The following is a 13,841-nucleotide window of genomic DNA, read 5'->3' on the forward strand; positions in this document are numbered from 1 at the left end:
CTTCTTCGGACCTAAATTCAACGTCCGATGAAAGTTAGCACTCCAACCCGGCCAGGCCATCCGATTTTCGACCGACCCCGCGGCCGCCCGGTCACTCGACCGCCGCGGTCACCGCAGGTGCTTAGCGAGGAACGCCGTCGTGCGGTCCCAGGCCTTCTCGGCGGCCTCCGGTTCGTAGAACGACGGCGCGTCCCAGTTGGAGAACGCGTGGCCGGCGTCGTAGTGGTGCACCTCGGCGTTGCCGTGACCGGCGAACGCGGCCTCGATCGCGGCCACCTGTTCGGCCGGGATGTAGGGGTCCCGGTCGCCGTAGTGGAACATGATCGGGCACTCGACCGCGCCGGCAAGGTCGAGCAGTTGGTAGATGCCGGAGCCGTAGTACGGCACGGCCGCGGCCAGCGACCGCCGGTCCAGGCGGGCGGTCGCCGCGCAGGTGTAGGTCAGGGTGCCGCCCAGGCAGAAGCCGACCGCGCCGACCTTGCCGGTGCAGCCGGGCATCCCGAGCAGGTGCCCCAGCGCCGAGCTCATGTCGTGGACGGCGAGGTCCTGGTCCATCTGCCCGGCCAGGGACATGCCCTCGGCCAGCCCGGCCTCGTCCGGACTCTCGAAGCCCGGCCGGACCCGCCAGAACATGTCCGGCACCAGCACCAGGTAACCCTCGTCGGCCAGTCGACCGGCCAGCCCGCGCATGTTGTCGTTGACCCCGAAGACCTCCTGGAACAGCAGCACGCCCGGCCCCCGGCCGCCGTCGGGCACCGCGCAGAAACTGTCGAACGTGCCGCCGTCGTGTGCCTCCACCCGTTCGATGTGCGTGTTAACCACCCGTTTGCCTCCTTGGCCCCTGCCGTCGGCCCGCGCCGTCCGCCCGAACGCTGCCAGGTCGTGGACCGGCGCGCGCGGCCGGCCCTGGAGACTGGGGGTGCCGGCCCGGGTGGTCGGCTGGGCCGCTCGCCTGGGTTGGCCAGCGTGAGCCGGCACGAAGAAGGGACAGCGGACATGGTCTGGGTGTTGTTGGCGGGGGCGATCCTCAGCGAGGTGACGGCGACGATCTCGTTGCGGCTGTCCGAGGGTTTCAGCAAGGCGATCCCCAGCACCGTCGTGGTGGTCGGGTATCTGCTCTCCTTCGTGCTGCTGGCCCAGGTGCTCAAGCGCGGCCTGTCGGTGGGCGTGGCGTACGGCATCTGGGCAGCGGTGGGCGTGTCGCTGGTGGCGCTGATCGGCGCCGTGTTCCTCGGCGAGTCGCTGACCTGGATACAGGTCGGCGGACTGGTGCTGGTGATCGCCGGCGTGGTGGCGGTGCAGTCCGGCGCGAGCGTGGCCTGAGCCGGGCGACCGGGGCGGTACGAGGGGGAGGCTGCCCCGGCGACTGGCGCGCCCCGGGCCGTGAACCGCCGGCCCGGGGCACCCGCTGGGGAGCGGACTAAACCCGCGAGGACGCGCGCACCGCGCAAGCGCCCACGCCCGGCACAACGATCAACCCGCGAATGGGTAACGGGCCGTAACCAGCTGAACACGACGGCCCCTCGTCGACCGCGCGGGGTCACCCCGCCGACCCTGGCGGCTACGGCGTGTCCGGGGTGGCGGCCGGCTGGTGCCCGGACCTCCTCGACCGCTGCAGCAGCCGGCGCCCGAGCAGCCCCAGCCCGCCGAGCAGCGCCAGCAGCAGCGCGAACGGCAGCACCGCGCCGAGCGCGGTCAGCAGGGCGCCCGACGCGGTGACGAACGCCCGCCAGCCGGCCGCCAACCCGGCCAGGAATCCATCGCCGGCCGGCTGCGCCTCCGGTGCCGGCGTCGGCGTCAGCGCGACGGTCAGGGTGGACATGGCGACCTGGCTGCTCACCGCCGCCAGCCGCTTCTGGAGCGACTCCAGGTCCGCCTCGCGCTGGGTCAGCTCGGACTCGATCAGCACGACGTCGCCGACCGAGGTGGCCTTGTCCAGCAGGGCGCGGATCCGCGCGACGCCGGCCCGCTGACTGGCCAGCCGGCCGTCCAGGTCGGCGACCTGGTCGGTCACGTCGTCGGCCTGCTCGGAGCGGGCGGTGACCTTGCCGGCGGCGGTGAGCTGGTTCATCACCTCGTCCAGCCGGGGCGCCGGGATCCGCAGCGTGAAGCTCGCCGAGCGGTCCACCGACTGCTCGCTGGCCACGAAGCCGCCCACCCCGGCGGCGACGGACCGCAGTCGGCCGGACACCGCCACCACGTCACCCACGCTGAGCTCCAGCCGGGCGTTGCGCACCACGGAGCGGTCCCGCGCCGCGCCGGACACGTCCACCGGCAGGCCCGGGTCGCCGGGGCCCGGTGGCGCGATGCGCTTGGACTCCGCCGACGGTCCCGCCGCGGTGTCCGAGGAGCCGGCCGAACTGCCCGGCGAGCCCGCCGAGCTCTCGGCGGCGACCGCCGGCGCGGTGGGCAGCCCGGCCGACCCGGTGGGACCGCCGGCCGTGCTGACCGTGCTGATCGAGGCGACCGCCACTACCCAGGTCAGTGCCAGCACCACGAGCACCGCCACCCCGGCCGCCGTTAGCCGGGCCGACCGCCCCCGGGCCAACGTCCTGGCCGCCTCGCCGAGCCGCTGCCACCGCATCACGTTCGCCCCTCTCGCCGCCGACCACTGTCGTGAGGCAGGACGGCGGAACGGGCGACCCGGGTTGGCCGGCGCACGGTCACAAATCGGACACGGCCGGCCACCCCGCCGAGGGCACCCGCTCCGGGGGCGGTCGACGCGCTACCCAACCGGGGTCGGCCCCCTACTGGCCGGCTCCGCCGGGGGTCGGTCCGCCGCTGTGTGACTCATGGCTCACATTTCGGGCCGAAATGTGAGCCATCGCGCACACGGCCGACAACCCTCCCCCGACCCACCCGCGGTCGGTCGCGGGCACGGAGCGGCCCAGAACGTGACGGCTCAGCACGTGACAGCTCAGAACGTGACGCAGCGCGGCTCCGGGTCATCGGCGCGCAGCACCGACTCCTGGTTGAACTTCTGCTCGTAGAGGTGCCGGATTTCCTCGATCTTGGGACCGCTCTCGGCGGCCGACGGCTTCGGGTACAGCAGGATCAGCACCTTGCTGCGTTCCTTGGCGAGCTTGCCGTCCGAGCCCCGCCACTGGCCCGCGCCGGTCAGCATGGTCAGCCCGTCCGGGAACCGCGGCGTGATCTCGGCATCCGTGAACGCGTCGAACTCCTGGTCGCTGACCGGCGCCGCCCCGGCGCGACCGGTACCGAAGAACAGCTCGGTCCGCTCGTAGGGCTGGCAGTCGGCGGGCAGCCCGGCGGCCGACTGCGCCGGTCCCGGGCCCGAACGGGCCGCCGGGGCCGGCCCCGGGTCCGAACCGCCGCCGAGCGAGCCGCCGTTCGACCCGGCTGTCGCGCAACCGCTGAGCAACCCCCCACCGACCAGCACGACGCCGGCCGCGACGGCGCCGACACGGTGGATCAGGCGGGTCGCCGAACGGGCGACAGGGCGTTCCGTCATCGTGAGTCCCCCGATGTGCGTTGGGCACCGTCGGTCAGCGCGCCGACCCGGGTAGCCCGGCAGGTGATCATGGCCCGGTCAGCGTAGCCAGGCGGCACCCGAATCCCAGCCTGGTTAACGGCCCGGCCGGCGCTGGGTCAGCCGTCGGCGATCAGGCTCTCGAAGGCCTTCAGGTTGGCCAGCGACTCGCCCCGGTCCACCCGCCAGGCCCACTCGCGACGGATCGAGCTGGCGAAGCCGAGCTTCAGCAATGTGTTGAAGTCACCGTCGGCGGCCTCCAGGATCTGGCCGAGCAGCCGGTCGATCTCGGCCGGGGTGACCGCGTGCAGTCCGATCCGCCCGACCAGGTGGATGTCCCCGACGGCGTCCAGTGCGTAGTGCACGCCGTACAGCTTGGCGTTGCGCCGCAGCAGGAAGTGGTAGACGTCACGCTGGCCCTCGTCCGGGCGGCGGCAGACGAACGCACCGACCAGCAGCGCGTGCTCGCTCACCAGGAGCCAGGTCGGGGTCTGCAGCCGGGCGGTACCGGGCAGCGTCACCAGGAACCGGCCGTCGCCGTGCCGGGTGTAGGTCAACTCGCTCTCGTCCAGTGCGGCGGCGATCAGCGTGTCCAACCGGTCCCGCTCGCTCGCGGGCTCGCTCATCCGGCCAGGCCCGCCCGCAGGCCGAACCGGGACCGGTACTCGGCGGCGGCGTCGGCGTAGGTGGCCAGCAGGGCGTCGGTGCTGCGATCCCAGGAGAACCGCTCGGCGTGCTGCACCGCGCCCGCGGCCAGCTTGTCGCGGTAGCCGGGCCGCAGGGCCACCGAGGCCAGCGCGGCGGCCCAGTCCACCGCTCCGTGCCCCGGCACCAGCAGCCCCGAGCGCCCGTCCGCGACGGCCACCGGCAGACCCCCGACAGCGGCCGCCACCACCGGCGTCCCGCAGGCCTGTGCCTCGAGCGCGACCAGGCCGAACGACTCGTTGTGGCTCGGCACCGCGACCACGTCGGCGGCGCGGTAGACGGTGACCAGGTCGGCGCGCCGCTGCGGCGGCAGGAAGCGGACCACGTCGCTGATCCCCAGCGTGGCGGCCAACTGCTGCAGCGCGGTCGGCTCGGCCAGCCCGGAGCCGGACGGCCCGCCGACGACCAGCACCACCAGCCGGCCGCGGAGTGCGCGCTCCGCGTCGGGGCCCTCGGCGCGGGCCTGGGCGAGCAGCTCGGCGGCCGAGTGCAGCAGAACGTCCGGCGCCTTGAGCGGCTGGATCCGGCCGACGAAGGCGAGCACGACCGCGTCCGGCCGCAGGTTCAGCGCGGCCCGCGCGGCGTACCGGTCACCCGGGGTGAACAGGTGCAGGTCGACCCCGGGCGGGATGGTCACCGTCCGCGCCGGGTCGGCCCCGTACATGTCGACGAGCTGGGCGGACTCGGCCTCGGTGTTGCCGATCAGCCGGTCGGCCTCGGCGACCACCTGCTCCTCGCCGATCACCCGCGACCTCGGCTCCGGGGTGTCTCCGTCGGCCAGCGCGGCGTTCTTGACCTTCGCCAGGGTGTGCGCGCTGTGCACCAGCGGCACCCGCCAGCGGTCGCGCGCCAGCCAGCCGGCCTGCCCGGACAGCCAGTAGTGCGAGTGCACCACGTCGTAGTGGCCCGGGTCGTAGAACGCCTCGGTACGCAGCACACCGGCGGTGAACGCGCACAGCTGGCTGGGCAGCTCGTTCTTCGCCAACCCCTCGTACGGTCCGGCGGCCACGTGGCGCACCTGTACCCCGGGGGCGAGCTCGACGATCGGCGGCTGGTCCGACGAGGTGGCCCTGGTGAAGATCTCCACCGCCACCCCGCGCTGCGCCATCCGCACCGAGGTCTGCTCGATGTAGACGTTCATGCCGCCGGCATCCCCGATACCGGGCTGCTCGAGCGGCGAGGTGTGCAAAGACAGCACGCAAACCCGCCTCGGCGGCGCGACACTGACGATCCGCTGTCCCCTCACGGGCCCCTTCCTAGCACGCCGCCGACGGATGCACCCATCGACTAGATGCAGCCTAAACTGGAGCCTCGTGACCATTAGCACCGATCGTCCCGTCGCGGTAATCACCGGCGCCAGCTCCGGAATCGGCGCGGCAACCGCCCGTGAGCTGGCCGGACGCGGGTTCCACGTGTTCCTCGGCGCCCGCCGGACCGAGCTGTCGGAGAAGATCGCCGCCGAGATCGACGGCACCGCGTTGCCGCTGGATGTGACCGACGTCGACTCCGTCAGCGCTTTCGCGGCCGCCATCCCGACCGCCCGGGTACTCGTGAACAACGCCGGCGGGGCCAAGGGCATGGCCTCGGTCCGCGACGCCGACGAGGAGCACTGGCGCTGGATGTGGGAGACGAACGTGCTCGGCACGCTGCGGGTCACCCGGGCGCTGCTGCCCGCGCTGCTCGCCTCCGGGGACGGGCACATCATCACGGTGACCTCGGTGGCCGCGCTCGAGACCTACGACAACGGCGCCGGCTACACCTCGGCCAAGCACGCCCAGGCGGCGCTGCACCGAACCCTGCGCGGTGAGCTGCTCGGCGAGCCGATCCGGCTGACCGAGATCGCCCCCGGCCTGGTCGAGACCGAGTTCTCGCTGGTCCGCTTCGACGGGGACGAGGACAAGGCGGACAAGGTCTACGCCGGCCTGACCCCGCTGACCGCCGGCGACGTGGCGGAGGTGATCGGCTTCGCGGTGAGCCGTCCGTCACACGTGAACCTGGACACCATCGTCCTCAAGCCCCGCGACCAGGCCTCCGCGACCCGCGCCTTCCGCAGGTCATGACCTAGGCTTTTACCTCAGCCGGCCAGGGCGGAGAGCCGCCGCCAGGTCGCCCAGTCCATCGTCCAGACCCAGATGTCGCCGTCGCGCGCCGAGAGCTTCACCCCGGACCCGGTGACCTCCACCGGGTCGCCGTACATCGCCGAGTCGTAGTACGCCTTGGCGTCGGCGGTGGACAGGTTCACGCAGCCGTGGCTGACGTTCGACGAGCCCTGTACCCCGGTGGTCTGCGGGTTGGCGTGGATGAACTCGCCGTTGTTGCTCATCCGCACCGCCCACTTCTCCATCACGTCGTAGCCGTACTGCTCGCTGCGCATCCGCTTGTCGGTGAACTTCTCGGTGATCACGTGCACACCGGAGCGGGTGTTGCGGTTCGGGTCGGAGTCGAGCCCGTAGCTGGCCGGGTAGCTGGCGACCTGCTGGCCACCGCGGATGACCACCAGCTGGTGGCTGGTCACGTCGGCCTTGGTGATCTGCGAGCGGCCGATGGCGAACGTGCTGCTGACATCGGCGGCGCCGTAGCTGCCGCTGCCGTAGCCGACCCCGAACAGCTTCGCGGACACGACGACCTTGGTGCCCGGTTTCCAGTAGTCCTTGGTCCGCCAGTGCACCCGCGAGCCGCCGCTCTCGTCCTGCAGCCAGCCCCAGCTGCCCTCCGTCGGCACCGACGTGTTCACGGTGAGCGCCCGCTCGACGGCGGCCCGGTCGGTGATGTGTCCGCTGAACTGGATCTGGACCGGTGCGGCCACCCCGACGGTGCGCCCGTCGCCGATGTTCACCGTGGCCCTGACCAGCCGCGACGGGCTGACCGTCACCAGCTTGCCGGCGACCGGCACGGTCTTGCCCTCGGCGTCGGCGGCGGTGCCGCTCCAGGTGTACGTGGTGCTGTAGCGCAGCGGTTCGGCGGGCGCCCAGCTGCGCCGGTCCGGCGCCAGGGTGCCCTTCACCGGGACGCCGCTGGGCGGGGTCAGCGCGACGTCGCGCAGCTCACCGCCGCTCGCGGTGATCCTGATCTGTGCCGTCGGACTCACCGGCGGGCCACCCGAGGGCTGGTAGCTCACGGTCACCCGGGCCGGTCGGGGCGCCAGGATCGTCGGTACCCCGTCCCCGTCGGCGTCCTCGACGTTGACGCCGGTGACCACCCCGGCACCGCCGACCAACGCAACCGCGATCGTCAGCAGCAGCCTGCGCACGCCCATCCCCATATCTACCGTCCTACAGACTGCATCCGACGAGTACCGGCTCAGGGGTCAGCCACACGCCGAACGTGTCGCGGACCCCGTCACGCACCTCCCTGGCCAACGCCAGCAACTCCTCAGTGGTTCCGCCACCCCGGTTGGTCAACGCCAGCGAGTGACGGCTCGACAGCGCCACCCGGCCCCCGGCACCGGGTCGGCCGCGCTCGAACCCCGCCCGGGAGATCAGCCAGGCGGCGGACAGCTTGACCTGCCCGTCCGGCGCCGGGTAGCGCGGCATCGCCCCGTCCCCGCCCGCCGCGGCGGCGACCCGGTCGGCGTCGGCGGCGGACAGCACCGGGTTGGTGAAGAACGAGCCGGCGCTCCAGGTGTCGTGGTCGGCCGCGTCGAGCACCATGGCCTTGGACCGGCGCAGCGCCAGCACCGCCGCCCGCACCTGCGCCGCCGGCACCCGCTCGCCCAGCGACACGCCCAGCGCACCGGCCAGCTCGGCGTAGCGGATCGGGGCACTCAGCGGTCCCACCGACAGGGCGAGGCGGATCCGCAGCACCACGGCGTCGTCCCGGCCCTTCAGCGCACTGCCGCGGTAGACCAGCCGCAGCTCGCGGGCCGGCACGTGCTCGCGGACCAGTCCGCTGCGGCGGTCGTAGAGGTCGACGTCGACCAGCAGCTCGGCGATCTCCACGCCGTACGCGCCGACGTTCTGCACCGGCACCGCGCCGGCGCGGCCGGGGATGCCGGACAGGCACTCCAGGCCGGCCAGCCCGTCCGCCAGCGCACCGGCCACCACGCCGTCCCAGTCCTCACCGGCGGCAACGGTGAGCAGCGCCGTGCCGTCCGGGCCGCGCTCGACGGAGCACCCGGTGTTGGCCACCCACACCGTGGTGCCAGGTACCCCGGCGTCCGAGACCACCAGGTTCGACCCGCCGCCGAGCACCAGCAACGGCTCACCGGCGGCGGCCGCTGTGCGCACCGCATCGACCACCGCCTCGGCGGAGTCGGCGCGGACCAGGCGCTGCGCCGGGCCGCCGAGACGGAGCGTGGTGAGCTCGGCCAGCGGGACGGCCAACCTGATCGGGGCATAGGTGCTCACGTCCGGTAACGGTAGCCAACGGTAATCTCGCGGCATGCCCCGGCCGATTCGCTACCAGTCTCGCTACGCCTGCCCCGCGGTGGACCTGTTCGCCACGTTGGTGTCCCGCGAGTACCTCGAGGCCAGACTGCACCGCATCGGCGGCAACAACGCCGCGCTGCTGGAGCTGGCCTCCGACGCCGAAACGGCGAAGTACACGCTGCGCCAGGGGGTCAACCGCGAGTACCTGCCCAGCCCGATCCAGAAGATCCTGCGCGGCGACCTGGTCATCGAGCGCTCCGAGACCTGGCGACTGGTCACCGCCGGCCGCTACGAGGGCGCCGTCACCGCCAAGGTGAAGGACGCACCGGGCAACATCGGGGGTGCGCTGGCACTGACCGACCTGGGCGGCCCCGGCTCGGCCGGCAGCCAACTCAGCATCGACGGCCAGGCCAAGGTGGACGTGCCGCTGATCGGCGGCAAGATCGAGGCGGCGATCGCGGAGCAGGTCGTGAAGCTGATGGAGCGCGAGGCCCGGTTCACCGCCGAGTGGCTGGCCCGTGACCCCTCCCACTGACCGCAGTTACGTCATCACCTTCAGCTGTCCGGACCGGACCGGCATCGTGGCGCGGATCTCGGGGTTCCTGGCGGACGCCGGAGGCTGGATCACCGAGGCGGCCTACCACACCGACCCCACCACCGGCTGGTTCTTCACCCGCCAGGTGGTGCGTGCCGACTCGGTCCCGTTCGACGTCGACGAGCTGCGGCAGCGGTTCGCGGTGGTGGCCGACGGACTGTCCGAACGGGCCAACTGGCAGGTCACCGACACCGGCGAGACCAAGCGCGTGGTGCTGCTGGTGACCACGGAGGGGCACTGCCTGCACGACCTGCTCGGGCGGGCCACCAGCGGCGAGTTGCCGGCCCGGGTCAGCGCGGTGATCGGCAACAGCGAGGCGCTGCGCGGTGTCGTCGAGGCGCACGGGCTGCCGTTCTCCCACGTGCGGTTCCCGGAGCCGGGCTCGAACCGCGACGCCACGGCGGCCGCCTTCGACGAGCTGGCCGAGCAGGTGGACGAGCACGACCCGCACGCCATCGTGCTGGCCCGGTTCATGCAGATCGTGCCGCCGAAACTGTGCGCGGCGTGGGCCGGCCGGGCGATCAACATCCACCACAGCTTCCTGCCCTCGTTCGTCGGCGCCCGCCCCTATCACCAGGCACACGCCCGCGGCGTCAAGCTGATCGGCGCCACCTGCCACTACGTGACCGCCGACCTCGACGCCGGCCCGATCATCGAGCAGGACGTGGTCCGGATCGACCACGGCGACACCATCGCCGACATGGTCCGGCTCGGTCGGGACGCCGAGAAACTGGTACTCGCCCGCGGCCTGCGCTGGCACCTGGAGGACCGGGTCCTGGTGCAGGGCAACAAGACTATGGTGCTCGCCTGAGAGACGCAAAGACGCAAAGACGCCGTGAGCGGGAATCGCTCACGGCGTCGTCAACATGCAGGTCAGGGTCGTGAGTGGCGAGTGGTCCCAGGGGGCCACTCGCCACTCACGGGGGTTACGCGGCGGCGGCCGCCACCTGGGCCGGCTCCAGGGCCAGCTCCAGCACGTCGGCCACGTCGGCCACCGGGTGGATCCTCAGCTGCGAGCGGACCGACTCGGGCAGATCGTCCAGGTCGGGCTCGTTGCGCTTCGGGATGATCACATCGGTCAGGCCGGCCCGGTGCGCGGCGAGCAGCTTCTGCTTCACCCCGCCGATGGGCAGTACCCGGCCCTGCAGGGTGACCTCGCCGGTCATCCCCACACTCGACTTCACCGGACGCCCGGTGGCCAGCGACGCGAGCGCCGTGGTCATCGTGACGCCCGCCGACGGGCCGTCCTTCGGGACCGCACCGGCCGGCACGTGCACGTGCAGCTTCTTCGAAGCCAGGTCACCGGCCAGCCCCTTCGACCGCAGGTAGCTCAGCGCGATCGACACGGACTCCTTCATCACGTCGCCCAGCTGACCGGTCAGGACAAGCCCCGGCTCGCCGTCCATGGCGGTGGCCTCGATGAACAGCACGTCACCACCGGCACCGGTGACCGCGAGCCCGGTGGCCACACCCGGCACCGAGGTGCGCTCGGCGGACTCCGGGGTGAACCGCGGCCGGCCCAGGTACTTGACCAGGGCGTCGGCGTCGATGTGCACCGGCCGCTCGATCGCCTCTCCCGAAGAGCCAGCGGTACGAGCATCGGCAGCGTCGAGCGTCACGGCCACCTTGCGCAGGGTCTTGGCCAGGCCCCGCTCCAGCTGCCGCACACCGGCCTCGCGGGTGTACTCGGCGGCGATCATGCCGAGGGCCACCTCACTGAACTCGACGTCGGACGGCTCCAGCCCGGCCTTCTCGATCTGCCGGGGCAGCAGGTGGTCGCGCGCGATGGCGACCTTCTCCGCCTCGGTGTAGCCGTCCAGCGTCACGATCTCCATCCGGTCCAGCAGCGGGCCGGGGATGGTGTCGTAGACGTTGGCGGTGGCGAGGAACAGGACGTTGGACAGGTCCAGGTCCACCTCGAGGTAGTGGTCGCGGAACGTGTGGTTCTGCGCCGGGTCGAGCACCTCGAGCAGGGCGGCGGTCGGGTCTCCCCGGTAGTCGCTGCCGACCTTGTCGATCTCGTCCAACAGCACGACCGGGTTCATCGAACCGGCCTCCCGGATGGCCCGGACGATCCGGCCGGGCAGGGCGCCGACATAGGTGCGCCGGTGGCCCCTGATCTCGGCCTCGTCCCGGACACCACCGAGGGCGACCCGGACGAACTTGCGGCCCATCGCCCGCGCGACCGACTCACCCAGTGACGTCTTGCCCACACCGGGAGGCCCGACCAGGGACAACACCGCGCCCGAACCACGGCCCCCGACGGTGCCCAGTCCACGACGGTTGCGCCGCGCCCGGACGGCCAGGAACTCGATCAGCCGCTCCTTGACGTCGTCCAGCCCGGCGTGGTCGGCGTCCAGGATCGCCCGAGCGGCGGCCAGGTCGTCGTTGTCCGTGGTGCTCTCGCTCCACGGGATGTCCAGCACGGTGTCCAACCAGGTCCGGATCCAGCCCGACTCGGGGCTCTGGTCCGACGCCCGCTCCAGCTTGCCCACCTCGGTGAGCGCGGCCTTGCGGACGTGGTCCGGCAGGTCGGCGGACTCGACCCGGGTGCGGTAGTCGTCGGCACCTTCGGGCTCGTCCTCGCCCAGCTCCTTGCGGATGGCGGCCAGCTGCTGGCGCAGCAGGAACTCGCGCTGGGTCTTCTCCATGCCCTCGCGGACGTCGTCCGCGATCTTCTCGGTGACCTCCTGCTCGGCGAGGTGCTCGCGCGTCCAGCCGATCAGCAGCTCGAGCCGCATGGTCACATCGATCTCGTTGAGCAGCGCCAACTTGCGCTCGGTGTCCAGCCAGCTGGACCAGCCGGCGGTGTCGGCGAGCTGACCGGGGTCGGTGATCTGCTGCACCGAGTCGATGACCTGCCAGGCGTTGCGCCGCTGCAGCAGCGACACCACGAGCGCCTTGTACTCCTTGGCCAGTTCTTCGGTGCGGCCGTTCACCGTGTTGTCGGGGATGGGGGTGGCCTCGACCCACAGCGCGGCACCCGGCCCGGTCACTCCGGAGCCGATGCGGGCGCGCTGCTCACCGCGGACCACAGCGGCGGGCTCGCCGGTCGGCATCCGGCCGACCTGCTCGAGCACCGCGATCGTGCCGACGGATGCGTAGTGGCCATCTGGGCGGGGAACCAGGAGGATCCGGCGCTCACCTTCGGAACCGTTCTGCGCGGCGTCCACCGCGGCCCGTGGCTCGGGCTGGTCGAGGCGGATGGGGACAACCATGCCGGGCAGCACGACCGAATCGGTCAGTGGCAGGACCGGGAGCTTCAGCGTGTCTGTCATGCCCGTTGCAACGCTTACACCGTTGCCTACATTCCGGGCCGCGCAGAGAAGTTGAGCGCACTACGCTCAGGGCGAAATTCGCGAATCGGTCGCCGGTCGCGACCAGGATCGGGCTCGGAGAAGCGGGGCACCGGCTCAGCGCCGGTGCTCAGGGCCGGTGCTCAGCGCCGGCGCTCAGCGCCGGCCGCCCTGCACCTCGATCAAACTGGGTCGCACGTCGACCAGATAAACCAGCACGGCGATCAGCCCGACCAGCCAGAACAGCGTGATCGGCCCGTCCCGGCAGATCAGCAGCAGAGCCAGCCCGCCGCCGGTGATACCGAGCCAGGCCGGCTTGGTCAGCTTGTCCGCCGCCGTGAAGGCATCCGGACGGGACCGGACAGCGTGGATGAACGCGTACGCGCCGACCGGAATGCCGGCGATCCAGCACGCCAGCATGATGTAGACGTCCAGGGAGTAGAGCAGCTGCACCAGGCCAGACTACGTGCGCCGCACACTGTGGCGCACTCCCGTCCGGTAAACCGACCGGCGCCGACCCCGGACGCGGTCGAACCCCGGGGCGGGAGGCTCCGGGGTTCGACTGGTCTCACTGGTCGTGCACTGGGTCACTTGGTGGTGCGGGAACCGTTCGCGCGCCGGGTGGTGGTCGCGGCGGGCTTGCGCGGCGCGGTCCGGTTGGCGGCCTTGCGGGTGACGCTGCGGGTGGTGTGCGCGGCCTCGTCACCGGCCTCGGTGAGCTCCTCGGCCAGCTCGGCGCCGGCCTTGGTCACCGTCTCGGCGGCCTCACTGGAGAAGCGCTTGGTGGCGCGGGCGGCCCGCTCACCCACCGAACGGGTCTCGGTGCTGACCCGGCCGAGGACCTCTTCGCCGGCGTCGTGCACGTCGTCGACAACCTTCTCGACGTTCTTGTCGAAACGCTCGGTGGCGTCCTCGACGGCGGTGATCACCTTGGCGACGCGGGGCTGCTTGCGGATCCGCTCGATGGTGACCTCGCCGCGGTCGGCCAGCTCGGTGTAGGCCTTGCGGGCCTGCTCGCTGACCTCCTCGTAGCGCTTGCGCAGCTCCTCGGCGGTCAGCTTCTCGCGCAGCTCGGCGGGCAGATCGCCGGCCTGCTTCTGCAGCTTCTCCGCGCGGGCCTGAGCCTGCTTCTGCAGCTTCTCCGCGCGGGCCTGGGCCTGCTCGCGGCGCTCGGCGGCCTGGGTGCGGGCCTTGGCGACGGCGTCGTTGACCTTGTTGACGGCCAGGTCACCGGCACCGACCCAGGCGAGGAACGGGGTACGGACGTAGTCGAGCTGGGTGGTCACGACCTTGTTGGCCCGGGTACGAACCTTGCGGACGTCGGCCGAGGTCGGCAGCGAAACAGCCATGATGGTCACCTTTCCTGTTGCATGGATTCCGCGACTGGC

At 72.0% G+C, this 13,841-nt stretch carries 14 protein-coding genes; 4 read left to right on the plus strand and 10 right to left on the minus strand.

Translation table 11 applies throughout. The features are described from left to right. Positions 1-108: 108 nt before the first annotated feature. Entirely contained in the window at positions 109-822 is a 714-nt protein-coding gene (locus ACTXG6_RS01540; protein WP_445185953.1) for a dienelactone hydrolase family protein, read from the minus strand. A 174-nt stretch (positions 823-996) separates the two neighbouring features. On the opposite strand from ACTXG6_RS01540, the gene ACTXG6_RS01545 reads away from it, so the two are divergent. Then, the gene (locus ACTXG6_RS01545; protein WP_445190319.1) at positions 997-1,323 is read left to right on the plus strand and encodes a DMT family transporter; all 327 of its coding nucleotides are present in this window, start codon (positions 997-999) and stop codon (positions 1,321-1,323) included. A 238-nt stretch (positions 1,324-1,561) separates the two neighbouring features. Here ACTXG6_RS01545 and ACTXG6_RS01550 read toward each other — a convergent pair whose 3' ends face one another. From ACTXG6_RS01550 to mshA, 4 genes are all read right to left on the minus strand, one after another. Continuing rightward, on the minus strand, positions 1,562-2,584 hold the full coding sequence (locus ACTXG6_RS01550; protein WP_445185954.1) for a DUF4349 domain-containing protein: 1,023 nt from the start codon (positions 2,582-2,584) through the stop codon (positions 1,562-1,564). Positions 2,585-2,917: 333 nt separating this feature from the next. Further along, positions 2,918-3,472: a DUF3574 domain-containing protein gene (locus tag ACTXG6_RS01555; protein WP_445185955.1), complete on the minus strand. Its 555-nt coding sequence runs from the start codon at positions 3,470-3,472 to the stop codon at positions 2,918-2,920. A 137-nt stretch (positions 3,473-3,609) separates the two neighbouring features. Further along, positions 3,610-4,116: a YbjN domain-containing protein gene (locus ACTXG6_RS01560; protein ID WP_445185956.1), complete on the minus strand. Its 507-nt coding sequence runs from the start codon at positions 4,114-4,116 to the stop codon at positions 3,610-3,612. After that, complete coding sequence (mshA, locus tag ACTXG6_RS01565) at positions 4,113-5,441, minus strand: D-inositol-3-phosphate glycosyltransferase (protein ID WP_445185957.1); 1,329 nt, start codon at positions 5,439-5,441, stop codon at positions 4,113-4,115. The genes ACTXG6_RS01560 and mshA overlap by 4 nt, the downstream gene beginning before the upstream one ends. A gap of 67 nt (positions 5,442-5,508) precedes the next feature. Between mshA and ACTXG6_RS01570 the strand changes: the two genes are divergently transcribed. Next, complete coding sequence (locus tag ACTXG6_RS01570; protein WP_445185958.1) at positions 5,509-6,255, plus strand: SDR family NAD(P)-dependent oxidoreductase; 747 nt, start codon at positions 5,509-5,511, stop codon at positions 6,253-6,255. Between the two features lie 14 nt (positions 6,256-6,269). On the opposite strand, the gene ACTXG6_RS01575 is transcribed toward ACTXG6_RS01570, so the two are convergent. Both ACTXG6_RS01575 and ACTXG6_RS01580 read right to left on the minus strand, forming a co-directional pair. After that, the gene (locus ACTXG6_RS01575) at positions 6,270-7,451 is read right to left on the minus strand and encodes a L,D-transpeptidase (RefSeq protein ID WP_445185959.1); all 1,182 of its coding nucleotides are present in this window, start codon (positions 7,449-7,451) and stop codon (positions 6,270-6,272) included. Positions 7,452-7,467: 16 nt separating this feature from the next. Next, positions 7,468-8,541 (minus strand): UDP-N-acetylmuramate dehydrogenase, encoded by a 1,074-nt coding sequence (locus ACTXG6_RS01580; RefSeq protein WP_445185960.1) that lies wholly within the window; start codon positions 8,539-8,541, stop codon positions 7,468-7,470. Positions 8,542-8,575: 34 nt separating this feature from the next. Between ACTXG6_RS01580 and ACTXG6_RS01585 the strand changes: the two genes are divergently transcribed. Both ACTXG6_RS01585 and purU read left to right on the plus strand, forming a co-directional pair. Beyond that, positions 8,576-9,097, plus strand: a complete 522-nt coding sequence (locus ACTXG6_RS01585) for a DUF2505 domain-containing protein (protein ID WP_445185961.1) — start codon at positions 8,576-8,578, stop codon at positions 9,095-9,097. Beyond that, entirely contained in the window at positions 9,081-9,968 is an 888-nt protein-coding gene (purU, locus tag ACTXG6_RS01590; protein WP_445185962.1) for a formyltetrahydrofolate deformylase, read from the plus strand. The genes ACTXG6_RS01585 and purU overlap by 17 nt, the downstream gene beginning before the upstream one ends. Positions 9,969-10,083: 115 nt before the next feature. Here the strand turns inward: purU and lon are convergent, their stop codons facing one another. From lon to ACTXG6_RS01605, 3 genes are all read right to left on the minus strand, one after another. Further along, positions 10,084-12,435: an endopeptidase La gene (gene lon, locus ACTXG6_RS01595; protein ID WP_445185963.1), complete on the minus strand. Its 2,352-nt coding sequence runs from the start codon at positions 12,433-12,435 to the stop codon at positions 10,084-10,086. A 174-nt stretch (positions 12,436-12,609) separates the two neighbouring features. Further along, positions 12,610-12,906, minus strand: coding sequence for a DUF2516 family protein (locus tag ACTXG6_RS01600; RefSeq protein WP_445185964.1), 297 nt, complete (start codon positions 12,904-12,906; stop codon positions 12,610-12,612). A gap of 134 nt (positions 12,907-13,040) precedes the next feature. Next, positions 13,041-13,802: a hypothetical protein gene (locus tag ACTXG6_RS01605; RefSeq protein ID WP_445185965.1), complete on the minus strand. Its 762-nt coding sequence runs from the start codon at positions 13,800-13,802 to the stop codon at positions 13,041-13,043. Positions 13,803-13,841: the final 39 nt, after the last annotated feature.

It is taken from the genome of Pseudonocardia sp. Cha107L01 (assembly GCF_052566575.1).